The sequence below is a fragment of the Streptomyces sp. CB01881 genome (assembly GCF_002953255.1).
Taxonomy (GTDB): domain Bacteria; phylum Actinomycetota; class Actinomycetes; order Streptomycetales; family Streptomycetaceae; genus Kitasatospora.
Map to the genome: position 1 here is coordinate 6,119,307 of NZ_CP026498.1, position 21,941 is coordinate 6,141,247.

At 74.8% G+C, this 21,941-nt stretch carries 21 protein-coding genes; 9 read left to right on the top strand and 12 right to left on the bottom strand.

The features are described 5' to 3' along the window. Positions 1 to 46 precede the first annotated feature (46 nt). Positions 47 to 388 (top strand): helix-turn-helix domain-containing protein, encoded by a 342-nt coding sequence (locus C2142_RS16495; RefSeq protein ID WP_148643348.1) that lies wholly within the window; start codon positions 47 to 49, stop codon positions 386 to 388. 9 nt (positions 389 to 397) lie between these two features. On the opposite strand, the gene C2142_RS16500 is transcribed toward C2142_RS16495, so the two are convergent. Further along, positions 398 to 1,192, bottom strand: coding sequence for an AraC family transcriptional regulator (locus tag C2142_RS16500; RefSeq protein WP_148643349.1), 795 nt, complete (start codon positions 1,190 to 1,192; stop codon positions 398 to 400). A 92-nt stretch (positions 1,193 to 1,284) separates the two neighbouring features. On the opposite strand from C2142_RS16500, the gene C2142_RS16505 reads away from it, so the two are divergent. Next, a complete protein-coding gene (locus C2142_RS16505; protein WP_148643350.1) occupies positions 1,285 to 1,890 on the top strand; it encodes a TIGR03086 family metal-binding protein in 606 nt (201 codons plus the stop codon). A gap of 36 nt (positions 1,891 to 1,926) precedes the next feature. On the opposite strand, the gene C2142_RS16510 is transcribed toward C2142_RS16505, so the two are convergent. Further along, a complete protein-coding gene (locus C2142_RS16510) occupies positions 1,927 to 2,526 on the bottom strand; it encodes a TetR/AcrR family transcriptional regulator (RefSeq protein ID WP_148643351.1) in 600 nt (199 codons plus the stop codon). Positions 2,527 to 2,628: 102 nt separating this feature from the next. Beyond that, positions 2,629 to 3,393 (bottom strand): SDR family NAD(P)-dependent oxidoreductase, encoded by a 765-nt coding sequence (locus C2142_RS16515; protein ID WP_148643352.1) that lies wholly within the window; start codon positions 3,391 to 3,393, stop codon positions 2,629 to 2,631. Positions 3,394 to 3,517: 124 nt separating this feature from the next. Here C2142_RS16515 and C2142_RS16520 point away from each other — a divergent pair, with 124 nt between their 5' ends. After that, entirely contained in the window at positions 3,518 to 4,153 is a 636-nt protein-coding gene (locus C2142_RS16520; protein ID WP_148643353.1) for an NAD(P)H-binding protein, read from the top strand. Positions 4,154 to 4,223: 70 nt separating this feature from the next. On the opposite strand, the gene C2142_RS16525 is transcribed toward C2142_RS16520, so the two are convergent. Then, entirely contained in the window at positions 4,224 to 4,898 is a 675-nt protein-coding gene (locus C2142_RS16525; protein ID WP_148643354.1) for a hypothetical protein, read from the bottom strand. A gap of 383 nt (positions 4,899 to 5,281) precedes the next feature. On the opposite strand from C2142_RS16525, the gene C2142_RS16530 reads away from it, so the two are divergent. Then, positions 5,282 to 7,861, top strand: a complete 2,580-nt coding sequence (locus tag C2142_RS16530) for a helicase C-terminal domain-containing protein (RefSeq protein WP_148643355.1) — start codon at positions 5,282 to 5,284, stop codon at positions 7,859 to 7,861. A gap of 8 nt (positions 7,862 to 7,869) precedes the next feature. On the opposite strand, the gene C2142_RS16535 is transcribed toward C2142_RS16530, so the two are convergent. After that, positions 7,870 to 8,124, bottom strand: a complete 255-nt coding sequence (locus C2142_RS16535) for a hypothetical protein (RefSeq protein ID WP_148643356.1) — start codon at positions 8,122 to 8,124, stop codon at positions 7,870 to 7,872. 107 nt (positions 8,125 to 8,231) lie between these two features. On the opposite strand from C2142_RS16535, the gene C2142_RS16540 reads away from it, so the two are divergent. After that, positions 8,232 to 8,633 (top strand): hypothetical protein, encoded by a 402-nt coding sequence (locus C2142_RS16540; RefSeq protein WP_148643357.1) that lies wholly within the window; start codon positions 8,232 to 8,234, stop codon positions 8,631 to 8,633. Positions 8,634 to 8,730: 97 nt separating this feature from the next. Beyond that, a complete protein-coding gene (locus C2142_RS16545) occupies positions 8,731 to 10,368 on the top strand; it encodes a DNA repair helicase XPB (protein WP_148643358.1) in 1,638 nt (545 codons plus the stop codon). A 13-nt stretch (positions 10,369 to 10,381) separates the two neighbouring features. Here C2142_RS16545 and C2142_RS16550 read toward each other — a convergent pair whose 3' ends face one another. Then, positions 10,382 to 10,582: a hypothetical protein gene (locus C2142_RS16550; protein WP_148643359.1), complete on the bottom strand. Its 201-nt coding sequence runs from the start codon at positions 10,580 to 10,582 to the stop codon at positions 10,382 to 10,384. 128 nt (positions 10,583 to 10,710) lie between these two features. Then, entirely contained in the window at positions 10,711 to 14,655 is a 3,945-nt protein-coding gene (locus C2142_RS16555) for a HEAT repeat domain-containing protein (RefSeq protein WP_148643360.1), read from the bottom strand. A gap of 132 nt (positions 14,656 to 14,787) precedes the next feature. On the opposite strand from C2142_RS16555, the gene C2142_RS16560 reads away from it, so the two are divergent. Beyond that, positions 14,788 to 15,342, top strand: coding sequence for a hypothetical protein (locus C2142_RS16560; RefSeq protein WP_148643361.1), 555 nt, complete (start codon positions 14,788 to 14,790; stop codon positions 15,340 to 15,342). Between the two features lie 260 nt (positions 15,343 to 15,602). Then, positions 15,603 to 17,576, top strand: coding sequence for an ATP-binding domain-containing protein (locus tag C2142_RS16565; protein WP_148644829.1), 1,974 nt, complete (start codon positions 15,603 to 15,605; stop codon positions 17,574 to 17,576). A gap of 118 nt (positions 17,577 to 17,694) precedes the next feature. On the opposite strand, the gene C2142_RS16570 is transcribed toward C2142_RS16565, so the two are convergent. From C2142_RS16570 to C2142_RS16580, 3 genes are all read right to left on the bottom strand, one after another. Continuing rightward, positions 17,695 to 18,381 (bottom strand): copper homeostasis protein CutC, encoded by a 687-nt coding sequence (locus C2142_RS16570; protein ID WP_148643362.1) that lies wholly within the window; start codon positions 18,379 to 18,381, stop codon positions 17,695 to 17,697. Positions 18,382 to 18,519: 138 nt separating this feature from the next. Then, positions 18,520 to 19,452, bottom strand: coding sequence for a hypothetical protein (locus tag C2142_RS16575; protein WP_148643363.1), 933 nt, complete (start codon positions 19,450 to 19,452; stop codon positions 18,520 to 18,522). Next, entirely contained in the window at positions 19,449 to 19,796 is a 348-nt protein-coding gene (locus C2142_RS16580) for a PadR family transcriptional regulator (protein WP_148643364.1), read from the bottom strand. The genes C2142_RS16575 and C2142_RS16580 overlap by 4 nt, the downstream gene beginning before the upstream one ends. A gap of 134 nt (positions 19,797 to 19,930) precedes the next feature. Here C2142_RS16580 and C2142_RS16585 point away from each other — a divergent pair, with 134 nt between their 5' ends. After that, positions 19,931 to 20,563 (top strand): hypothetical protein, encoded by a 633-nt coding sequence (locus C2142_RS16585; protein WP_148643365.1) that lies wholly within the window; start codon positions 19,931 to 19,933, stop codon positions 20,561 to 20,563. A 103-nt stretch (positions 20,564 to 20,666) separates the two neighbouring features. On the opposite strand, the gene C2142_RS16590 is transcribed toward C2142_RS16585, so the two are convergent. Further along, positions 20,667 to 21,026 (bottom strand): hypothetical protein, encoded by a 360-nt coding sequence (locus C2142_RS16590; protein ID WP_148643366.1) that lies wholly within the window; start codon positions 21,024 to 21,026, stop codon positions 20,667 to 20,669. Between the two features lie 125 nt (positions 21,027 to 21,151). Continuing rightward, on the bottom strand, positions 21,152 to 21,941 hold a 790-nt coding region (gene groEL, locus C2142_RS16595; RefSeq protein WP_148644830.1), incomplete at its 5' end, for a chaperonin GroEL.

Genomic DNA, 21,941 nt, shown 5'->3' on the forward strand with positions numbered 1-21,941 from the left:
ACTCTGGCCACCCTCGTACGACGAGCCCCGGAGATCGGAGAGAGAGATGGCGACCACACGGCGCAGCGGACAGCGGGACCGCACCCCGCCCCACCCGGACCTCCGGGAGGTCACCCTCCAGCAGGTCCTGGAGGCCGTGGTCGACCCGGTGCGCCGCCTGATCGTCGGCGGGCTGTACGCCGCCGGCGAGGACCTCGCCTGCGGCACGATCGAGCTGCCGGTCAGCAAGTCCACCGCCACCCACCACTTCCACGTGCTGCGCGAGGCCGGGCTCATCCGGCAGTACTACGTCGGCACCTCGCGGATGAACGCGCTGCGCCGGGAGGAGTTCGAGGAGGCGTTCCCGGGGCTGCTGCGCGCGCTGATGGCCGCGCACGAGCTGGGCTGAGCCGCCCCCTCACCGGCCCCCGGCGTAGCGGGCCGGCGAGAGGCCCACCGCCGCCGTGAAGTCGCGGGTGAAGTGGGCCTGGTCGGCGTACCCGAGCTCGGCGGCCAGCGCGGCCCAGTCCACGTCCGCCCCCCGGTCGGCGCGCCGGGCGGCCTCGTGCAGCCGGGCCCGCCGCAGCACCCACTTGGGCGCCGCGCCGACGTACTCGGCGAAGAGGCGCTGCACCTGGCGGACGGTGACGCCGAACTCGACGGCCAGCTCGTCGACGCGGCGCAGGTCCGGCGAGCCGGTGACGCGCTCGACCATCGCAGCGGCGAGCTCCGCCTGACGGTCCGCCACCGGGGCGGGCAGCCGGGCGAGCAGGAAGGCGTCCACCAGTGCGGCCGGCTCCGGAGCGCCGGACAGCACCTGCTCGTTGAGCAGGTCGACGGCGGGTCCGAAGATCCCTGCCGCCGGCACCGACCGGTCGGCGAGCCCGGCCACCGGGCGGTCGGTGAACGGGCGGAAGCCGCCCGGCCGGAACTTGACCCCCAGCACGTGCCCCGCGCCCTCCAGCCGGCGTACGAACAGCGACCGGTCGACCCCGTAGACGCGCGCCCGCGGGGCCTCGAACACCAGGTGGACGTTGGGGTGGGCGAGCACCTTCTGCTCGTGGGCGGGCAGCCCGCGGCGGTCCCACCGGACCAGCCAGTAGAACTCGACCAGGCGCGCCAGCCCGGGGGCGGGCCCGTACCGGTCCAGGTGGACCACGCCCGCCGCCCGTCCGGGGTGGAGCACCCCGCGGCCGAGATCAGGACCGTTCATGCCGCCAGGCTAGGACGTGCCTCCCACAGGACGGTCCCCCGCCGTCGCGTTTCTTCAAGACCAGGCGCCGCCACCCGGCGCAGGATCGGGCCATGAACGGTCATGCACTCCACCCCCTCATGGCTCAGGCCGCCGCGGAGGCCGCGCGCATCGCCCGCGGCGTCCGCCCGGAGCAGCTGGACGGCCCCACCCCCTGCACCGGCTTCGACACCCGGACGCTGGTCAACCACTGGGTGCTCTACACCTCCCACGGCCTGGAACACCGGGCCCTGCGCAAGGACCTGCCGCAGGACCTCGTCGAGCGCGACTTCACCGCCGACACCGCCTGGGCCGACGCCTACGCCGCCCAGTTGGAGCGGGCCGTCGCGGCCTGGGCCGACCCGGCGGTCTGGGAGGGCGACGTGGACCTGGGCGGGTCGCCGATGCCCGCCGCCGCCATCGCCCGGATGCTGGTCCTGGAGCTGGTGCTGCACGGGTGGGACGTCGCCCGCGCGACCGGCCAGCCGACCGGGGCCGGGGACGAACTGGCCGGGGCGGTTCTCGGGATCGTCGAGGAGTTCGCCGGGCTCTTCCGCCAGTACGACGGGTTCGCCGGCCCTGTCGCCGTGCCCGCCGGGGCCTCGCCGCTCGACCGCGCGCTGGCCGCCTCGGGCCGCGACCCGCAGTGGGCCCCGGCCCCGGCCGCCGCGTCCGCCTGAGCCCCGTCCCGGACGCCCGCGCGGGCCTGCGCCCCGTCAGGCCGCAGGCCCGCCCAGCGCGCTCCGGACCAGCCGGGTGACGGCCGGGACCGCCGTCCGCAGGTCACCGTCGGGGCCGGCCGTCTCGCCGGCCAGCGCGTCGAAGGTCTCGAAGCCGGTGAGGACGAACAGCAGCGCGGCCGCGTCCTGCGGTGCGCCGTCGAGCCGGGCGGCCAGCACCCGGGCGCCCTCGCGGCGGCGGGCGTCGCGGGCGGCGATGACCCGGCCCACCTCCTCGTCCAGCGCGGCCAGCGCGCGCAGCCGGCGGGTGCAGACCCGGTCCACCGCCCAGAAGCCGCCCATCACCTCGACGAAACGGTCCACCGCCGGCCAGGGCCCGGGCAGCGTGAACGCCTCGGCGAGCCGCGCCATCCCGCCCTCGGCCGCGAGCGCGTCACAGACCGCCTCCAGCAGGCCCGTCTTCGAGCCGAACTGGTAGTAGACGGTGGCCCGGGCGACGTCCGCCCGCTTGGCGACCGCGTCCAGCGAGAGCGTGCCCGTCCCGGCCAGCTGCCCCCGCGCGGCCGCGACGATCCGCGCGCGCGTCTCGTCCACGTCCGCCTGCCGCTGTCCCATCCGGTAGGACCGGGGGCTCATCGCGCTCGCCTCCACTCGCTCGTCCCGCCGCCGGTGCAACGGCCGTCGGACCTCTCGTGAACAGGCAGTATCCCCGATGGCCCGGCGCCCTGGGCGGGGGCGTCAGACGATGACCCGGCCGCCGCTGACGTCCAGCGTCTGGCCGGTGATCCACGAGGACGCGGTGGACGCCAGGAAGAGCGTGGCCGCCGCGATGTCGGCCGGTTCGCCGAGCCGGCCGAGCGGGTGGGCGGCGGCGACGGCCGCCTGCACCTCGGGCGGCATGACGGCGGCCGTCCGCTCGGTCCGGACGGCGCCGGGCGCGATCGCGTTGACCCGGACGCCCTCCCCCGCCAGCTCCAGGGCGAGGTGGCGGGTGTACATCAGCACCCCCGCCTTGGCCGCCGCGTACGCGGCGGAGGAACCGCTGGGCAGCCGGCCGGCCGTGGAGGCCATGGTGACCACCGAGCCCGCGCCGCGTTCCAACAGGCCCGGCAGGAAGGCCTGGACGGTGAGGAAGGTGGCCGTGAGGTTGGCGTCCAGCACGGCGCGCCAGTGCTCCTCGGTCTCCCGGACGGTCGGCACCGGGTAGCCGTCCCCGCCGGCGAAGGCCGCGAGGACGCCGACCGGCCCGAGCCCCTCCTCGATCCGGGTGGCGGCCCGGGCGAGCGCGGCGGCGTCGGTGCAGTCGGCGACCAGGCCGAGCGCCTTGGCGCCCAGCTCGCGCAGCTCGCCCTCGACGGCGGCCAGGGCCGTACCGTCCCGGCCGAGGACGGCGACGGCCGCACCCTGCCGGGCGAACGAGCGGGCGGTCTCGGCGCCGATGCCGCGGCTGCCGCCGGCGATCACGACGACCTTGCCGGACAGGTCGGGGTACTGAACTCGCATGTCCCATCACTCCCTTGAGCCGTGCTGTGTGGTTCACTAGATTCAGTCATACAGGCTGTCTGAATGAATCGGCAAGGGCAGGCCCCCGAGCGGACCTCGCGGGCCGCCCGCAAGGAGGAACGCGATGAAAATCGCCGTCGTCGGCGCCGCCGGCCGCACCGGCCGCCTGGTCGTCGACCTCGCCCTGGCCGCCGGGCACACCGTCACGGCCGTCGCCCGCACCCCCTCCCGGCTACCGGAGTTCGCGCACGGCACCCCGCACATCGTGCAGGCCGACGTCCACCGGCCCGGCTCCCTGCGCGGGCCGCTGGCCGGCCAGGACGCGGTGGTCTCGACGCTCGGCACCACCGGCCGGGCCGCCACCACCGTCTTCTCGGACGGCGCACGGGAGCTGGTGGCCGCCGCGCGGGCCGGCGGGCCGCAGCACCTGGTGGCGATGGGCTCGGCGGGGCTGGAGACCGGCCATCTTCCGTTCGCCCAGCGGGTGGTGTCCCGGATGGTGGTCGACCGGCTCTACCGGGAGATCCACCGCGACCTGGCCCGGATGGAGGCGGTCCTGGAGGACTCCGACACGATCTGGACCGTCGTCCGCGCCCCGATGCTCAAGGACGGGCCGCCCGCCGCCGGCCCCCGCGTCTCGTACGACCGCCCGCTCCCCGGGGCGGGCACCGCCACCCGGGCCACCATCGCGGCCTGGATCGTCGGACACCTCGGCGCGCCCGAGACCTTCCGCCGCCGGGTCACCATCGCCGACGACTGACGGCCGGACCCGCGGCTCACCCCTCCGGGCGGGCGGGCCCCTCCGGGCGGGCGGGCCCCTCCGGGCGGGCTCACCCCTCCGGGCGGGCACGCCGCTTGAACGCCACGGCCAGCAGGAACAGCGCCGACAGCACCGCGGCCACGCGCAGCACACCGGGCGCGGCCGACCAGGCGACCTGGCCCGCCTGCTGGCCCGGCTGGAGCGCCGCGCCCCAGCGGCCCTGGGACCTCCCCCAGAACCAGACGGTGGTGGCGCTCATCGTCATCAGGGGAATGCCGAGGATGCCGACCTTGCGGGTGAAGTCGGTGAGCCGGCTGGACAGGTAACCGAGCCCCCAGCCGACCAGCATCACCACGAGCTGGCTGCTGACGGCGCCGCCGAGCAGCGTCACCGCGGCCAGCAGCAGGAGCGGGGAGGGGCGCCGGCCGGCCATCGCGGACGGTTTCGGACCGGCCCCGGCGCCGACGTCGGGCGCCGCATCGGGCATGGCGGCCTGCGGCGGGGGCTCCGCCCTGCCCTTCCTCCGCTTCCTGCCCTTGCCCTGCGTCGCGGCGGGGGCGGTGGGCGGGGTCTGCGCAGGGGCGCCCCCGGCGGCGGTCCGCTGCTCGGGGATCGGCTTGACGGCCGGGCCCGGGCCGTCCGAGAAGTCGAGCGACACGAGGGACCAGTCGCCCGCGTTCACGGCCGTGAAGGGAGCCGGCACGGCGTCCGGATCGGCGTCCGCGTCCGCGATCGGCTGCGGCACCCAGGGCGAGCCCGGGTCATCCGCGGCCGGCGAAGGCCGACGTGCGGACGACGGCGCGGACGGCGGGCCGGCAGGCGGGCCGGTGACCGGCTCGACGGACGGCGGAGCTGACGGCGCAGCGGCGGGCCGCGGCGGCACCGCAGGCGCCCCGTCGGCGTACACGCTGTCCTCGCCCTCCGAGCCCGCGCCGCCGTCACCGCCCCCCGGCGGCCCGCTCCACGGCCCCTGCTTGCGCCACCACTCGCCGTCCGACATTCGCCCCACACCCCGCCTCGCCCGTGCCGCAACGGCCGTCGTGGGGCCGCCGGTCAGACGGTACCCACCCCGACCGGGGCCACGCCGACCGGTCCCCACCGTGCCCCCTCCCGACTAACCTAGGTCGAATGACCACACAGCAGGGCCCCCAACGCACCGGCAAGGCGCCCGCCGGCCCGCGCACCCTCGCCGACGAGCTCCGCAGCCGCGCGGACGACGACCTCGCCACCCTGCTCCGGTCCCGCCCCGACCTGCTCAACCCCGTGCCCGGCGACCTCACCCAGCTCGCCGCCCGGCTCTCCTCCCGCGCCTCCGCACTGCGCGCCCTGGAGCGGCTGGACCGCTTCACCCTCCAGGTCGCCGAGGCGCTGGCCGCCGCCCCGGACGGTGCCTCCCCGGCCACCGTGAAGGCGCTCCTCACCGGCCCGGCCAGGGTCAAGCCGCACCCCGGCGCCACCCCGCTGACCACCGCGGACCGGGCCGCCGTCACCGCCGCCCTCCCGCGCGCGCTCGCAACCCTGCGCGACCGTGCGCTGCTCTGGGGGCCGGAGAACGGGCTGCGCCTGGTCATCGCGGCCCGCGAGGCGCTCGCGCCCACCGCCGCCAACCCCGGCCGCACCGGCCTCGGCCCGACCCTGGCCGACGCCACCGCCGGCATGTCCCCGGCCCGGCTCCAGCAGTTGCTCGCCTCGGCCGGGCAGCCCGCCACCCCGGACCCGGTGACGGCCGTCGCCGCGCTCACCGCGCTGCTCGGCGACCGCGCCCGCTGCGACGCCCTGCTCGCCACCGCCCCCGAACCGGCGCTGCGGCTGCTGGACCGGCTGGTCTGGGGCCCGCCCACCGGCACCGTCCCGGACGCCACCCGGCCGGTCACCGCCGAGGACGCGCAGAGCCCGGTCGAGTGGCTGCTGGCCCGCGGTCTGCTGCTGCCCAGCAGCCCCGGCAGCGTCGTCCTGCCCCGCGAACTCGCCCTGCACCTGCGCGGCGGCCGCACCCACCGCGTGGTCGAGCCGGTCCAGCCGGAGCCGGCCCCGGCCGCCGCCCCGCGCGATCCACAGGCTGTGGACAAGGCCGCCGCCGGGCAGGCGTACACCGCCGTCCGGATCGTCGAGGAGCTGCTCGACCTCTGGGGCCTCAACCCGCCGCCCACCCTGCGCGCCGGCGGCCTCGGCGTCCGCGACCTCAAGCGCACCGCGCAGGCCCTGGAGACCACCGAGCAGCAGACCGCCTTCTGGCTCGAACTCGCCCACACCTGCGGCCTGCTGGCCCCCGACGGTGAGGCCGACGAGCGCTGGGCGCCCACCCCGGCGTACGACGGCTGGCTCCAGCAGGACACCGCCGACCGCTGGGAGGTGCTGGCCGGCGGCTGGCTCACCGCCACCCGCGTCGCCGCCCTCACCGGCTCCCCGGACGGCAAGGGCAAGGCGCGGGCCGCGCTCGGCCCCGAGCTGGACCGCACCCTGGCCCCGTCGGTCCGCCGCGCGGCCCTCGCCCTGCTCGCCGAACTGCCGCCCGGCACCGCCGCCACCGCCGGCGAACTGCTGCCCACCCTGCGCTGGCAGCGCCCGCTGCGCGGCGGCCCGGTCACCGGCCAGGCCCACGCCACCGGCCAGGGCCCCGCCGGGCAGGCCCACACCGGCCAGGCCCACGCGGGGCAGGAGCCCGCCGGGCAGGCCCACGACCTGCGCGACGACCTCACGGCCTGGACCCTCGCCGAGGCCGAACTGCTCGGCGTCACCGGCCGCGGCGCCCTCGCCTCCCCCGCCCGCGCACTGCTCACCGCCGAGGCCGACCCGGCCGAGGTGCTGGCCCCGCTGCTGCCGCAGCCGCTGGACCACGTGATCCTCCAGCCGGACCTCACCGCGATCGCCCCCGGCCCCCTGCTCACCCCGCTCGCCCAGGCGCTCGCGCTCTGCGCCGACATCGAGTCCAAGGGCGGCGCCACCGTCTACCGGTTCACCACCGCGTCCGTCCGCCGGGCCCTCGACGCCGGCCGCACCGCCGCCGACCTCCGGGCCTTCCTGGAACAGCACTCGCGCACGCCCGTCCCGCAGCCGCTCGCCTACCTGATCGACGACGTCGCCCGGCGGCACGGCATCCTGCGGGTCGGCGCCGCCTCCTCGTACCTGCGCTGCGACGACCCGGCGCTGCTGAACGAGGTCCTGGCCGACCGCCGCTCCGTCGACCTGCGGCTGCGCCTGCTCGCCCCCACCGTCCTCGCCGCCCAGGCCGCACCGGACGTGCTGCTCGCGGCCCTGCGCGGCATGGGCTACGCGCCCGCCGCCGAGTCCGCCGAGGGCGACGTGCTGATCACCCGGCCGGACAGCCACCGCACCCCGCCGCGCACAGCCCCCGTCCCCGTCCCGGACGGCCCGCCCACGCCCGACGACACCCTGCTCGCCGCCGCCATCAAGGCCATCCGGGCGGGTGACCGCGCCGCCACCGCCGTCCGCCGCGAGCACACCCCCGACCCGCGCCAACTCCCGCGCACCCCGGCCGCCGAGACCCTCGCCGCACTGCAGACGGCCGTGCTGCTCGGCGAGCGGATGTGGATCGGCTACCTCAACGCCGAGGGGCTCTCCAGCCAGCGGATCATCGACCCGGTCAAGGTCGAGGGCGGCTTCGTCACCGCCTTCGACCACCACGCCGACGAGCTGCGCACCTTCGCCCTGCACCGGATCACCGGCGTGGCCGAACTGGAGGAGTGACCGCAGGATCAGTGGCCCTGCTGGGCCTCCTTCACCTTCTCCTTGACCGCCTTGTCCGCCAGCGTGCCGATCTGGTCCTTGCCGACCGGCAGCTCGGGGGCGCCGGCCAGGTCGGCGATCAGGAAGGCGGGGGACGCGAGCAGCCCGCCCGGGCCCTCGCCGACGCCCGCGAGGGCGTGGGCGGAGCCGGCGGAGGAGGCGGTCGCGGCGAAGGCCGAACCGAGGAGGGCGAGAGCGGTGAGGGCACGCTTCGACTTGTTCATGACCTGCTCTAACGAAGCGACGCCCGCACTGGTCACAGCCCTGCGGTTGACGACCCCGCCGGCCCGGCGTAGTCCGGAGGAGAGGGGGGTTTCCGGAAGGAGTCACCATGCTCGGCGATCGGATAGCGGAGATTCGGAGCCAGGACACCGTCCGGCGGGTGCTCGCCGGCGGCGAGGGCCCGGTGGTCGAGGTCTCGTTCCAGGGCACGGGAGAGGTCCTCGGCACCCCGGTCACGGAGTTCGCCACCTACGAGTCGGAACTCCACGCCGACGGCACGCTGTTCGGTGAGGGCCAGGGCGTCGACATGACCGCCGACGGCCAGACCATCACCTGGCACGGCAGCGGCGTCGGCCACTTCACCGAGGGCGGCGGCGTCTCGTACCGCGGCTCGGTCTACTTCACCACCGCGTCCCCCCAGTTCTCCCGCCTGAACGGCATCGCCGGCGTCTTCGAGTTCGACTCCACCGCCGACGGCAAGAACAGCGCCACGGTGTTCGAGTGGAAGTAGCCCCCGCCCGGGCGGCCTCCCGCCTTCCCCGCCGGATGCGCGACACTGGAGGGTCTGCGTCCCGACAGACCTGTCAGCCAGTGGAGGGCTCCCCCGCGTGAACGACGGACCGCTCATCGTCCAGAGCGACAAAACTCTTCTCCTGGAGATCGACCACCCCAAGGCCTCCGACTGCCGCCGCGCCATCGCGCCGTTCGCCGAACTGGAGCGCGCGCCCGAGCACGTGCACACCTACCGGGTGACCCCGCTCGGGCTGTGGAACGCGCGCGCGGCCGGGCACGACGCCGAGCAGGTGGTCGACGCCCTGGTGACGTACTCCCGCTACCCCGTCCCGCACGCACTGCTGGTCGACGTGGCCGACACCATGGCGCGCTACGGACGGCTCAGGCTCTCCAAGCACCCCACCCACGGCCTGGTGCTCACCACCACGGACCGCCCGGTGCTGGAGGAGGTGCTGCGCTCCAAGAAGATCGTCCCGCTGGTCGGCGCCCGGGTGGACCCGGACACCGTCGTCGTCCACCCGTCCGAGCGCGGCCAGATCAAGCAGGTGCTGCTCAAACTCGGCTGGCCCGCCGAGGACTTCGCCGGCTACGTGGACGGCGAGGCACACCCGATCGAGCTGGACCAGAACGGCTGGCAGCTGCGCCCGTACCAGGCGCAGGCCGTCGAGGGCTTCTGGCACGGCGGCTCGGGCGTCGTGGTGCTGCCCTGCGGCGCCGGCAAGACGCTGGTCGGCGCCGCCGCCATGGCCGAGGCCAAGTCGACCACGCTCATCCTGGTCACCAACACCGTCTCGGCCCGGCAGTGGAAGCACGAACTGGTCAAGCGCACCTCGCTGACCGAGGACGAGATCGGCGAGTACAGCGGGACGAAGAAGGAGATCCGCCCGGTCACCATCGCCACCTACCAGGTGATGACGACCAAGCGGAAGGGCGTCTACGCCCACCTGGAGCTGTTCGACGCCCGCAACTGGGGCCTGGTGGTCTACGACGAGGTGCACCTGCTGCCCGCGCCGGTGTTCAAGTTCACCGCCGACCTCCAGGCCCGCCGCCGGCTCGGCCTGACCGCCACCCTGGTCCGCGAGGACGGCCGCGAGGGCGACGTCTTCTCGCTCATCGGCCCCAAGCGCTTCGACGCCCCGTGGAAGGAGATCGAGGCGCAGGGCTACATCGCGCCCGCCGACTGCTGCGAGGTCCGGGTCACCCTCACCGACTCCGAGCGGCTCGCCTACGCGACCGCCGAGCCCGAGGAGCGGTACCGCTTCTGCGCCACCACCGCCACCAAGCGGCGGGTGGTGGAGGCGCTGGTCAAGAAGCACGAGAAGGACCAGACGCTGATCATCGGCCAGTACATCGACCAGCTGGACGAGCTCGGCGAGGCCCTGGACGCCCCGGTGATCAAGGGCGAGACCAGCAACGCCCAGCGCGAGAAGCTGTTCGAGGCCTTCCGGACCAAGGAGATCAGCGTCCTGGTGGTCTCCAAGGTCGCCAACTTCTCCATCGACCTGCCGGAGGCGACCGTCGCCATCCAGGTCTCCGGCACGTTCGGCTCCCGCCAGGAGGAGGCCCAGCGCCTGGGCCGCGTACTGCGCCCGAAGGCGGACGGCCACGCGGCGCACTTCTACTCGGTGGTGGCCCGCGACACCGTCGACCAGGACTTCGCCGCCCACCGGCAGCGCTTCCTGGCCGAGCAGGGCTACGCCTACCGCATCATCGACGCGGACGACGTGTTGTAACCCCCGGCAACGCTCAGTACTTGACGCCGTCGCGCCCGAGGAAGACCACGCGCGCGGCGGTGTCGAGGGCGATGCCGACGTTGCGGACGGCGGTCTTCAGCGGGCTGCGGCGCCGGCCGGGGCCGGTGGCCGCAGTGGCGGTGGCGCCCGCGGGGCGGGCAGGGGCGGACTTCTGGTTCGGCACTCGCGGCGCCGTGACGTGTACGGTGCTCATGCCTTCAACGGTAGGCTCCCGAGCGGGCCGGGCACATCACCCCAAAGGCCGTACCGGACGGGCCGCAGGTCCTCCTCCGGGTGTACGCAGGCCCTTCCCCGTCCCCCGGAGGGCCCCTCCCCCGTCCCCTACCCCTCCCCTACGGGTCGGTAGAAGTGGGAGAGCACGTCCAGGGCGACCCGGGCCGCGATCCCGGCGGCCTGCTCCTGCTTGGTCTCCTTGTCCTCCCGCATGGCCTCGTCCCCGAGGTCGCTGATGCACTTGACGATGCCCGCGTTGACGTGGGCACCCGCCTTGTCCCTCTCGTACACGGCGTGCAGGACCCCGTGGGCCTCGGTCTCCATGCCGTACACGTCGGTGGACATGGCGAGCATGGCCCGGCGCAGCGGCGCGTCCTCCCAGGCGACCACCTTCTCCCCGCTGGCGTAGTCCTTCACGTGCAGGCGGTGCCCGTCGAGCGCGTCGTCCAGGTCGCCGTCCACGTGGAGGTCCTGCACCAGCCGGAGCAGCTGCTCGTCCGTCCGGTAGGGCTGCTGGCGGTTGCCCGCGCCGTCGGCCTGCAGACGCTCGGGGTCGTAGTTGTGGACGACCTTCCCGAAGAGGACGTCGTGGAGCCGCACGCCGCGTTCGGCGAAACCACCGGCGACGCCGACCAGCAGCAGCAGCGAGCTGTCGAAATCGGCCATCACCGCCTGGGTGAGGGCGGCCGCCGCCTGGCCGCCCTTGTCGGTGGCCTTGGCCGCGACGACCCGGACGGGCCCCTGGCTCCCCGGCAGGGTGAAGGTGCGGTAGTACCTGCTCCCCTTCTGCACCTTCACCACCGGGATCCCCCGCTGCTTCACCTCGTCCAGCAGTGCACGGAACTCCACCTGGATCGCGGTGAGGACGGCGACGTCGAACTCCCCCGCGGACGGGTCCGCCGGCTCCGCCGCGGCCGGTCCGGGCCGAAAGCCTGCCATGATCTCCTCGGGTCTCTGTCTGAGCCGTTGCATGTCGCCGCGCACGGCCTGCCGCCATTCGTTGAGCCGCGCGTAGGGCACCAGCCGGCGTTCCAGGAACGGGCGGCCCCCGCACTCCGCGGCCGTCTCCTCCAACACCCGGATGATCCGCTGGGACACGTCCAGGGGCAGTACGGCGAGCGGTGAGAGCACCGCGTTGACGGTGCCGCTCCACGTGGCCTCGTCGGTCAGCAGCCGGGCCACGGAGGGCAGGAGGTGGTCGGCGAGCTTCTCGTTGTAGCCGTACATCCAGAGCGCGGCCGCCCCCGCGCTGCCCAGCACGCCGTTGTCGGTGTCCCGCTTGCGCTTGTCGCTGCGGGGCTTCTCCGGATCTATCAGGAACCGGATCAGCTCGCTGCTGATGACGTTGGCCTGGGCGAGGCCCCGGACGGCCTCCGTCCGGTTCAACGGGTCGGAGTCGAGCCGGGCGACCCGGTTGAGCCAGTGCCGGACGTCCTCGTGGGCGGCCTGCCGGGCCAGGAGGTTGACGATCGTCCCGCGGAACTTCCGCGCCGACGACACGTCGGACCCGCTGTAGCCGCGGGCGGACTCGGCGAAGGGGATGAGCCAGAGCTGGGGCTCGGTGGCGAGCGCGCCGATCGACCACACGGCGGAGCCGCGGGTGGTGAAGTCCTCGGCAGGGTCCTCGACGACCCTGCGCAGCCCGGGGAGCACCGAGGCGTCCCCGAGCCCGCCCAGCGCGTTGGCGGCGGCGCCCCGGACCCAGGAGTTGGTGTCGGCCTCCATCACGGCGCCCAGCACCGGGGCCGCCGACCCGTCGCCGAGCCGCCCCAGGGCGTGCACGGCGGATCCGCGCACCCCCTCGTCGGGATCGCGCTGCGCCGCCGCGCCGAGCACCGCGACCGCCGACCGGTCCCCCAGCCGCCCCAGCGCGGTGGCCGCGGAGCCGCGCACCACGGGGTCCTCGTCCCCCTCCACCACGGCACGCAGCGCCGGGGCCGTGGACCGGTCCCCGAGGAACCCCAGCGCATTGGCCGCCGAGCCGCGCACCACGGAGTCGGCGTCGCCCTCCAGCGCCGCCTTGAGGGCCGTCACCCCGGAGCGGTCCCCGATCCTCCCCAGCGCGGTGGCCGCCGAGGCGCGCACCACGGGGTCCTCGTCCTTCTCCAGCACCGCCTGCAGGGTCGCCACCGTGGTCCGGTCCCCGAGCTTGCCCAGCGTGTTGGCCGCGGTGCCGCGCACCACCGGGTCCGCGTCACCCGTCACGGTCGCCTTCAGGGCCGGGACCACCGTCGGGTCCCCGATCAGGCCGAGCGCCTTCGCCGCGGCGCCCCGGACGGTCGGCACGGGGTCGGTGATCAGGGCGGTGGCCAGGGGCGCCAGTGCCTCGACGGGGCGGTTGCGGGCCAGCCACAGGGCCGTCCTGCCCCGGTTGGCGGACGACGGGTCGTCCGCCAGGCCCGCCAGCCGGGTGGCCACCAGGGCTTCGGAGGGTTCGCCCGCGGCACCGGCCTCGGCCTGTGCCCGGTGCTGGTCCTTCTCCTGCCGCAGCTTGCGCCGGCGCAGCTGCTGGAGGTGTTCCGGCGTCAGCGTCTCGTTCCACAGGGATTCGAGGACGCCGGGCACCATCAGCGGGTCCCGCTCCTTCAGGTCCTCCAGCAGCCCGTAGTCCACCCCCTCCTTCACGACGTGGAAGGGCACCCGCCCGAGCGACATCGCCAGGTCGTCCCGGTGTCTGCGGTCTCCGCAGAAGTGCTCGCCGAGGGCCCGCCAGATGCTCGCCCGCGACTCGTCACAGAGCCGGCCGCGGTTGGCGACCACGACGTCGAGCAGCACGCTGGGCCGCAGGTCGTCCCGGCGGGCCAGCACGGCCTCCGTCGCCCGCCCGGTGTCCTCCTGGAGGCCCAGCCAGTCGCCGACGCACTGGTCGAGGTCGAAGGCGAGCGGCGGCAGGCTGCTGTTCTGCCAGCCCAGGGCCAGCCCGAAGTCGACGATCGACTGGTGGAGCAGCCGGTAGGACTGCTCCTGGTGGTGCTCGGTGGTCTCGACCGCCACCATCTGCGTGTTCAGGAACTCCTCGATGAGCCCGTCCAGCCCGGTCCGGTCGTCCCAGACCCGGTCGAGGACGGCCCTGAGGTCGTTGCGCCGGAAGCCGCTCTCGCCCTCCTTGCCCGCCACCACCAACGCCGCGGCGCAGAGCACGGACTCCAGGTGCAGGCCCTGGCCCCTGAGCCGGTCCGCCGCGGGGTCGGCGTGGTTCCCCGCCGGGTTGCGGTGGACGGTCCGCCGCAGCAGCTCGGCCCGCGAGCGGGGCATCGGGGCCGAGCGGTCGACGGCCTCGGTCTGCAGCAGGCCCGCCAGCAACGACAGCAGCAGGGGGTTCCAGATCGCGCCGTCCAGGCCAGCGGCCCGGATCTCCTTCAGGGCCGCGACGGGTTCGAGCCCGCGCGCCCGCAGGTAGCCGCCGGACTCCCCCTCGGTCAGCGGGGCGATCGAGAGCCGCTTGATCGAGCGCAGGCCCGCCGACCCCAGCCGCTCCGGCTCGGTCCGCGAGGTCGCCAGCACCGGATAGCGGTGCGAACCGTCCAGCAGGAGGCGGACGAAGCGCATCTCCTTCGGGTTCAGCTCGCGTTCCAGCTCGTTGACCGCATCGATCAGGAAGACGCCCCTGCGCTGCTTGAACCTCGCCTTCCAGAGGGGCTCGTCGATGTCCGGCGGGCACTGCGCCCTGCCGAACTCAAGGGGGTCACCGAGGTGTTTGAAGCCGTGGTCCAGGGTGTTCCGGTCGACCTGGACGCAGGCGACCTCGGCGGCGAGCAGGTCCATCGCCATGTGGGTGACGAGCGAGCTCTTCCCGCTGCCGGCCACCCCGTCGACCAGGTAGGTCCGTGGCTGGAACCCGGTCAACTGGTCGAGGAGCCACCGGTACGGCCGCTGCGCGACCTCGGTCTGCTCCTCCTGCTCCCCGTCGTCCTGCTCCCCGTCGCCCTCCTGCTCCTCGCCGTCGTACTCCTGTTCCTCGCCGTCGGCCTCCGTGAGGTGGAAGGTCGGCGGGATGTAGCCGGCAACCCGCTTCTTCGCCACCCGCGCACGGTAGGCCGCCCATCCTGACATGGCGTCATGTTAGCCATGCCGCAGGGCCTTCCGGGCCGGATCCGCGGCCCCGGCCGAAGGCCTCCCAGCCTGGACCCGCCCACGCCCGGTCGGGCAAGATGGCCGTCCGTCGACGTCACAGGGGGAGGGACAGTGTCGCCTCAGGAGCAGAGCGTCGCCGTACAGGTGCTGCTCGCGGAGTACACGTCCATCAAGGACGAGCAGAAGCAGCGGATCGGGTTCCGGGACAACCTCATCTACGCCACGCTCGCGTCGCTGGCCGCCGTCCTGGCGGCGACCCTGCAGTCCGGCGGGCACCCGGAACGGCTCCTGCTGCTGCCCCCGGTGACCTTCCTGCTCGGCTGGACGTACCTGATCAACGACCACAAGATCTCCTCCATCGGCCGGTACATCCGCGGCGACCTGGCCCCGCGCCTCGCCGCGGTCCTCCCGGGCGACACGACGGTGTTCGGCTGGGAGGCCTCACACCTGAGGGACGAGCGGCGGACCAGCCGCAAGTACCTGCAACTGGCGTCCAACCTGCTGGTGTTCTGCCTCTCCTCGGCCACCGCGATCGTCCTGTTCTGGGCCCACGACGGGAACGCGGGGTGGCTGACCGCCGCGTCGGTGGCCGAGTTCGCCGGGCTGGCCGTGCTGGCGTCCCAGGTGGTCAGGTACGCCGACCTGAGGCCGCACGGCACGGGCTGAATGGCACCGGAGCCGCAGGCGGTCTAGGATCGTCCGTCTGCCCCCTCCCGAACCGTGGTACCTGCTGAAGTCCCGCAGGCAGCCGGGGGAGGCGTCGACCGCACGGCAACCGGTCGGCCGTGTCCACCGTGAGCTCCAACGATCCGCTGCGCCCGTCTCCGGGGCAGCCGGGAAGGTTCGCTGTGCCCGCCACCCCCACCACCGACCCCCTCCAGCGCGAACGCGACCACCTGGCCTCCTCCCGGGCCGCACTGCGCGCCATGCGGGAGGACGTCCAGTCGCTCGACATCAGCGACGTGACCGGCACCTGGGTCACCGCCCTCGTGCTGCAGAACCAGATCGAGGCCAGGATCGCCGCCCTGGCCGACCTCTCGCACACCCCGCTCTTCTTCGGCCGCCTCGACTACCTGCACGCGATCAGCGAGGAGCTCTCCGAGGGCTCCGGCGGGGAGAGCTTCTACATCGGCCGCCGGCACGTCCACGACGCCGACGGCGACCCGATGGTGATCGACTGGCGCGCGCCGGTCTCCCAGCCGTTCTACCGCGCCAGCCGGGCCGAGCCGATGGACGTCGAACGCCGGCGGCGCTTCGGCTACACCGGCGGCGAGCTCACCGCGTACGAGGACGAGCACCTCTGCGACCCGGCCGAGTCGGACTCCGCCTCGGCCCTGCTCGCCGCCGAGATCGAGAAGCCCCGCGTCGGCCCGATGCGCGACATCGTCGCCACCATCCAGCCCGAGCAGGACGAGATCGTCCGCGCCGACATCACCGGCACCGTCTGCGTCCAGGGCGCGCCCGGCACCGGGAAGACCGCCGTCGGCCTGCACCGCGTGGCGTACCTGCTGTACGCGCACCGCGAGCGTCTCGCCCGGACCGGCACCCTGGTGATCGGGCCGAACAACGCCTTCCTCTCCTACATCGAGCAGGTGCTGCCCGCCCTCGGCGAGCTGGACGTGGCGCAGGCCACCGTGCAGCAGCTGGTCGCGCACGTCGAGGTGAAGGGCGAGGACACCCCCGAGGCGGCCCGGCTGAAGGGCGACGCCCGGATGGCCGAGGTGCTGCGCCGGGCGGTCCGGGCCGGCATCACGCTGCCCACCGAGCCCTGCGTGGTGGTCCGCGGCTCCCGGCGCTGGCGCGTCCCGGCGTACGAACTCGTCGGGATCATCGAGGAGCTGAAGGGCCGCGCGATCCGTTACGGCGCCGCCCGGGACGCGCTGCCGCAGCGCATCGCGCACGCCGTGCTGCTGAAGATGGAGCAGGGCGGCGAGGCGCCGGACGACCGGGTGCAGGACGCGGTGACCCGCAACTCCGCGGTCAAGGCGGTGGTCAAGGAGTGCTGGCCGCTGGTCGAGCCGGCCCGGCTGGTGCTGCGGCTGCTCTCCGACCCGGAGTTCCTCGCCGCGTGCGCGGACGGCGTCCTCACCCCCGAGGAGCAGCGGGCCGTGCTCTGGCCCAAGCCCGGCCGCTCCGTGAAGACCGCCCGCTGGACCCAGGCCGACGCCGTCCTGGTGGACGAGACGGCCGACCTGGTCCAGCGCACGCCGTCGCTCGGGCACGTGGTGCTGGACGAGGCGCAGGACCTCTCGCCGATGCAGTACCGCGCGGTCGGCCGCCGCTGCACCACCGGCTCGGCGACCGTCCTCGGCGACCTCGCCCAGGGCACCACCCCGTGGGCGACGGCGAGTTGGGCGGACGCCCTGCACCACCTGGGCAAGCCGGCCGCCCACGTCGAGGAGCTGACCAAGGGCTTCCGCGTCCCCGAGGAGGTCATCGCCTACGCCTCCCGGCTGCTGCCCTCGATCGCCCCCGGCCTCGCCCCGGCGACCTCGGTCCGCGAGGCGCCCGGCTCGCTGACGGTCACCCGCGTCCCGGACGACGGGCTGGAGAAGGCGGTCGTCGAGGCCTGCCACCGGGCGCTGGAGCACGAGGGCTCGACCGGCCTGATCGCCGCCGACGCGCGCATCCCGCTGCTCGCCGAGGCGCTCACCGCGGCCGGCCTGCCGTACCTCTCCCCCGGCACCGAGACCAGTGCGCAGGCCCGGCTGACCCTCGTCCCGGCCTCGCTGGCCAAGGGTCTGGAGTACGACTACGTGGTCCTGGACGAGCCGGCCGCCGTCGTCGCCGGCGAACCGGACGAGCGGACCGGCCTGCGCCGCCTGTACGTGGCCCTCACCCGCGCCGTCTCCGGGCTGGCCGTGCTGCACGCCGAGCCGATGCCCGCGCAGCTGGACTGAGCGGCCGGACGGGGACGGCGGGAGCCGGAGCCGAATGTGGGAGGGGGACCGGCGTCGGCCGGCCCCCCTCCCACCGAGCCGACGGCCGCCGATCGCTCAGCCGTCGGCGCTTCCACGCTCAGCCATCGATCAGGGCACGCCACTCGGCGACCTTGCCGGCGTCCACCGGCGAGCCCCACCCGTCGGCGCGGACCGCCCCGCCGACGTGGAAGGCGTCGAAGCCGGCCGCCCGCAGGCCCGGCAGGTGATCGGCCCGCAGCCCGCCGCCGATCAGGATCCGCTGGCCGTAGCCGGGCTCGCCGGCCTTGGCCAGCTCGGCCTCCAGCACCTCGCGGCCCGCGTCCACTCCGCCGGCCGCACCGGAGGTGAGGAAGGTGTCCAGCCCGGGCAGCGCGCCGACGGCCGCGCGGACGGCCCCGCGGTCGGCGCTGTGGTCGACCGCCCGGTGGAAGGTCCAGCGGCAGCCGGCCACCGCCTCGGCGACGGCGCCGGTGGCGGCCAGGTCCACGGCGCCGTCGGCGTCCAGGAAGCCGAAGACGAACTCGTCCGCCCCCTCGGCCCGCAGCGCGGCGGCACGGGCCCGCAGCTCGTCCAGGTCGCCGGGCGCGAAACCGTCCCGGATGCGCAGCATGACGCGCAGCGGGAGGTCCACCGCGGCACGGATCGCGGCGAAGTCCGCGACCGACGGGGTGAGTCCGTCGGCGGCCATGTCCGTGACCAGTTCGAGCCGGTCGGCGCCGCCCGACTCGGCGGCCTGGGCGTCCTGGGGCGTCAGCGCGATGACTTCGAAAATTGGTCTAGACATATCAGATAGCCTGCCACATCCGGGAGCCCCCGGCGAGCCCCCGGCGGCCGCTCGGCCGGGAGCCCCCGCCGGGGGCTCGCCCCGGTGGACAATCAGACGATCAGTACGGCGATCGGTGCGCCATCGGTGCGCGACCGGTCAGGCGAGGCCGCGGGCACCGCCGGCCCCGCCCCGGCTCCCGATCATCAGCGGCGCCGCCATCAGCACCACCGCCACGGCGGAGACCGGCAGCAGGTACCAGAGGCCGCCGGTCGTCTGCCAGAGCGTGAACATGCTGAAGGTGACGGTCAGCGGCAGCACCGCGAGCCCGATCGCCGCCGGCACCAGCCGGCCGCGCAGCGCCGTCAGCACCAGGAACAGCGGAGGGACCACCAGCGCGACCGAGCGCGGGCCGTTCAGCATGTAGTGGGAGTCGAAGCCGCCTTGGAGGGCGAAGAAGGACCAGCCGCCGACCATCGACGCCGGCACCACGGCGCGCGTGCGCCAGGTCGGCTCGGCCAGCAGCTCGCGCGGCGCCGCGATCACCAGCAGGCCGGCCAGCACGAACGGCATCGCCGAGGAGCCGACCGCCAGGATCCACCACGCGTCGACCCGGTCCACCGCGAAGGCGTCCTTCATGCCGAGCAGCCCGGCGGCCATCACCGCCACCGCGATCACCCGCGCCTCCGCCCAGCGTCCCAGCAGCGCGGCGAGGGCCAGCAGCAGCGACGCCACCGGCTGTGCGAAGGCGGCCACCAGCGTGATCACCGACGAGGTGTGCCCGAGCCGCCAGGCGAGCAGGTCCGCGTCGCTGATCCACGGGTACAGCCCGGCTCCCGCGATCGCCCCGGCGATCACCGGCGCAGCCAGCGCCAGCAGCCGCCCGCCGGCGGAGAAGGCGGTCAGCCGGGTGCGCACCCGCAGCCCGTACGCGGCGAGGTCCAGCGCCTCCCGGACGACGGCGGGCGCCCCGGCCTCGGCCGTGGTGTCGGAGAAGACGGCGGCCAGCTCGTCCCCGCGCTCACGGCGGTAGCGTGCCGGGTAGAACCGGAGCGCCGCCTTCACCGCCACCGTCGGCGTGGTCATCGTCATGCGAAGGTCCCCCTGGTCCTCGGGCGAAACACGGAGAGGCGGCGCTCCGCCTCGGTGGCGACGGCGCGCAGCCGCTCCGCCTCGGTGGCCAGGGAGGTCCGGCCGGCGGCGGTCAGCGCGTACGTGCGCCGGGCCCGGCCGTCGACCACCTCCTCGGCCGAGACCTCGATCAGGCCTTGCTGGAGCAGCCGGTCGAGGGCGCCGTAGAGCGTGCCGGTGCGCATCGCGACCCGGCCGCCGGAGATCGCGGAGACCTCCTGGATCAGCGCGTAGCCGTGTCTGGGAGCGTCGGCCAGTGCGGTGAGCAGAAGCAGCGTGGGCTCCTGCATGGAGCGTTCGGTCATGGAACTACATATATCGCCAAACTACCTATAGGTCCAGTGGACACCCCGCCCGGGACCTGCCGGAATCCTCCCGGGCCGGGACCGGGTGGCCCCCCGGCCGGATCCCGGCACGCCCGGCCACCACAATGGCTCCCATGCCGACCGACGACCTGCTCACCGCCTGGACCGCCCTGCTGCGCCGCTGCGGCACGAACACCGACCCCGAGCCGGCCGGGCGGGAGCTGCTGCGCCGCTGGACCGAGCCGCAGCGCCGCTACCACACCGCCGACCACCTGCGGGCGGTGCTGGACCAGGTGGACGCGCTGGCCGGGCACGCCGAGTCAGCGGACACCGTCCGCCTCGCCGTCTGGTTCCACGACGCCGTCTACCGCCCCGACCGCTCCGAGAACGAGGAGCGCAGCGCCGCCCTCGCCGTCCTGGCGCTCACCGGGGCGGGCCTGCCGGAGCAGCGGACCGCCGAGGTCGCCAGGCTGGTCCGGCTCACCGTCACCCACCACCCCGAACCGGGCGACCGCAACGGCGAGGTGCTCTGCGACGCGGACCTCGCCGTCCTCGGCGGCACCCCCGAGGCGTACGCGGCGTACGCGGCCGCCGTCCGGGAGGAGTACGCCTTCGTGCCGGAGCCGGACTTCAGGGCCGGCCGCGCCGCCGTCCTGCGGCAGTTGCTCGCGCTCCCCGCGCTCTACCGCACCCCCACCGCCCACGCGCGCTTCGACGCACCCGCCCGCGCCAACCTGGCCGCGGAACTCGGCCGCCTCGAAGGCTGAGACGCCCGGAGGCCGGACCCGAGGCCGGGCCGTCCGGGCGGCCCGCTCGAAGGCCGGGCCGCCCGAAGCGGCTGCGCAAGGACCGGGCCGTTCGAAGGCCGCGTCAGGAGAGCTGCCCGACGGGCGCCACGACCGCGCCCTCCTTACCGCAGACCCAGTGCGGCTCCGGCCCCAGCTCGGGCTCGACGCTGAGCGCGTGCGGGTCCCCCTCGGCCGCGCACGCGGCGCAGAGCGGCCAGCGGCCGTACGCCTCCAGCAGCGCGTCCTGGACGTCCTGGGCGACCAGCCCGAGCACGTACTCGGTGCCCTCCGGCCACTGCTCCAGCCACCAGCGGCGGTGGGTCACGGCCGTCTCGACCAGCGACACCACGGCGGCGTCCGTCACGTCCTTCGCGGTCAGGTCGGCCAGGATCAGCGCCCGCGCGTTGTGCAGGGCGGTCTCGATGTCATCAGCGGAAGCCATCCGTCCATTGTCCCAAACGAGCCGTCCCGGCCGGCAGCCCTGCCGACCCCCGGGGAAACGCCGCACGGGCGGCCCCCCGAAGGGGACCGCCCGTGCGGACGAAGACCAACCGATCCCGGAGGGGATCAGAAGTCCATGTCACCGCCCGGCATGCCGCCGCCGGCGGCCGCGGCGGCCTTCTCCGGCTTGTCGGCGATGACGGCCTCGGTGGTGAGGAAGAGCGCCGCGATGGAGGCGGCGTTCTGCAGCGCGGAGCGGGTGACCTTGGCCGGGTCGATGATGCCCTCGGCGATCAGGTCGACGTAGGTGTTGGTGGCCGCGTTCAGGCCGTGACCGGCGGGGAGGTTGCGCACCTTCTCCACCACGACGCCACCCTCAAGGCCGGCGTTGGTCGCGATCTGCTTGATCGGGGCCTCCAGGGCCACGCGGACGATGTTGGCACCGGTGGCCTCGTCGCCCTCCAGCTCCAGCTTGTCGAACGCGACACCGGCCTGCAGCAGGGCGACGCCACCACCGGCGACGATGCCCTCCTCGACGGCGGCCTTGGCGTTGCGGACGGCGTCCTCGATGCGGTGCTTGCGCTCCTTGAGCTCCACCTCGGTGGCCGCGCCGGCCTTGATGACGGCCACGCCGCCGGCCAGCTTGGCGAGGCGCTCCTGGAGCTTCTCGCGGTCGTAGTCCGAGTCGCTGTTCTCGATCTCGGCGCGGATCTGGTTCACGCGGCCGGCGACCTGGTCGCTGTCGCCGCCACCGTCGACGATGGTGGTCTCGTCCTTGGTGATGACCACCTTGCGGGCGGTGCCCAGCAGGTCGATGCCGGCGTTCTCCAGCTTGAGGCCGACCTCCTCGGAGATCACGGTGCCACCGGTGAGGATGGCGATGTCGCCGAGCATGGCCTTGCGGCGGTCGCCGAAG

Coding starts and splice junctions, on each gene's coding strand:
- C2142_RS16575 (WP_148643363.1), bottom strand. CDS start 19,452: ATGACGATGACCACGCCGACGGTGGCGGTGAAGGCGGCGCTCCGGTTC.
- C2142_RS16535 (WP_148643356.1), bottom strand. CDS start 8,124: ATGAACAAGTCGAAGCGTGCCCTCACCGCTCTCGCCCTCCTCGGTTCG.
- C2142_RS16500 (WP_148643349.1), bottom strand. CDS start 1,192: ATGAACGGTCCTGATCTCGGCCGCGGGGTGCTCCACCCCGGACGGGCG.
- C2142_RS16510 (WP_148643351.1), bottom strand. CDS start 2,526: ATGAGCCCCCGGTCCTACCGGATGGGACAGCGGCAGGCGGACGTGGAC.
- C2142_RS16515 (WP_148643352.1), bottom strand. CDS start 3,393: ATGCGAGTTCAGTACCCCGACCTGTCCGGCAAGGTCGTCGTGATCGCC.
- C2142_RS16590 (WP_148643366.1), bottom strand. CDS start 21,026: ATGGCTTCCGCTGATGACATCGAGACCGCCCTGCACAACGCGCGGGCG.
- C2142_RS16520 (WP_148643353.1), top strand. CDS start 3,518: ATGAAAATCGCCGTCGTCGGCGCCGCCGGCCGCACCGGCCGCCTGGTC.
- C2142_RS16505 (WP_148643350.1), top strand. CDS start 1,285: ATGAACGGTCATGCACTCCACCCCCTCATGGCTCAGGCCGCCGCGGAG.
- C2142_RS16565 (WP_148644829.1), top strand. CDS start 15,603: ATGCGGGAGGACGTCCAGTCGCTCGACATCAGCGACGTGACCGGCACC.
- C2142_RS16530 (WP_148643355.1), top strand. CDS start 5,282: ATGACCACACAGCAGGGCCCCCAACGCACCGGCAAGGCGCCCGCCGGC.
- C2142_RS16570 (WP_148643362.1), bottom strand. CDS start 18,381: ATGTCTAGACCAATTTTCGAAGTCATCGCGCTGACGCCCCAGGACGCC.
- C2142_RS16540 (WP_148643357.1), top strand. CDS start 8,232: ATGCTCGGCGATCGGATAGCGGAGATTCGGAGCCAGGACACCGTCCGG.
- C2142_RS16585 (WP_148643365.1), top strand. CDS start 19,931: ATGCCGACCGACGACCTGCTCACCGCCTGGACCGCCCTGCTGCGCCGC.
- C2142_RS16555 (WP_148643360.1), bottom strand. CDS start 14,655: ATGTCAGGATGGGCGGCCTACCGTGCGCGGGTGGCGAAGAAGCGGGTT.
- C2142_RS16580 (WP_148643364.1), bottom strand. CDS start 19,796: ATGACCGAACGCTCCATGCAGGAGCCCACGCTGCTTCTGCTCACCGCA.
- C2142_RS16550 (WP_148643359.1), bottom strand. CDS start 10,582: ATGAGCACCGTACACGTCACGGCGCCGCGAGTGCCGAACCAGAAGTCC.
- C2142_RS16495 (WP_148643348.1), top strand. CDS start 47: ATGGCGACCACACGGCGCAGCGGACAGCGGGACCGCACCCCGCCCCAC.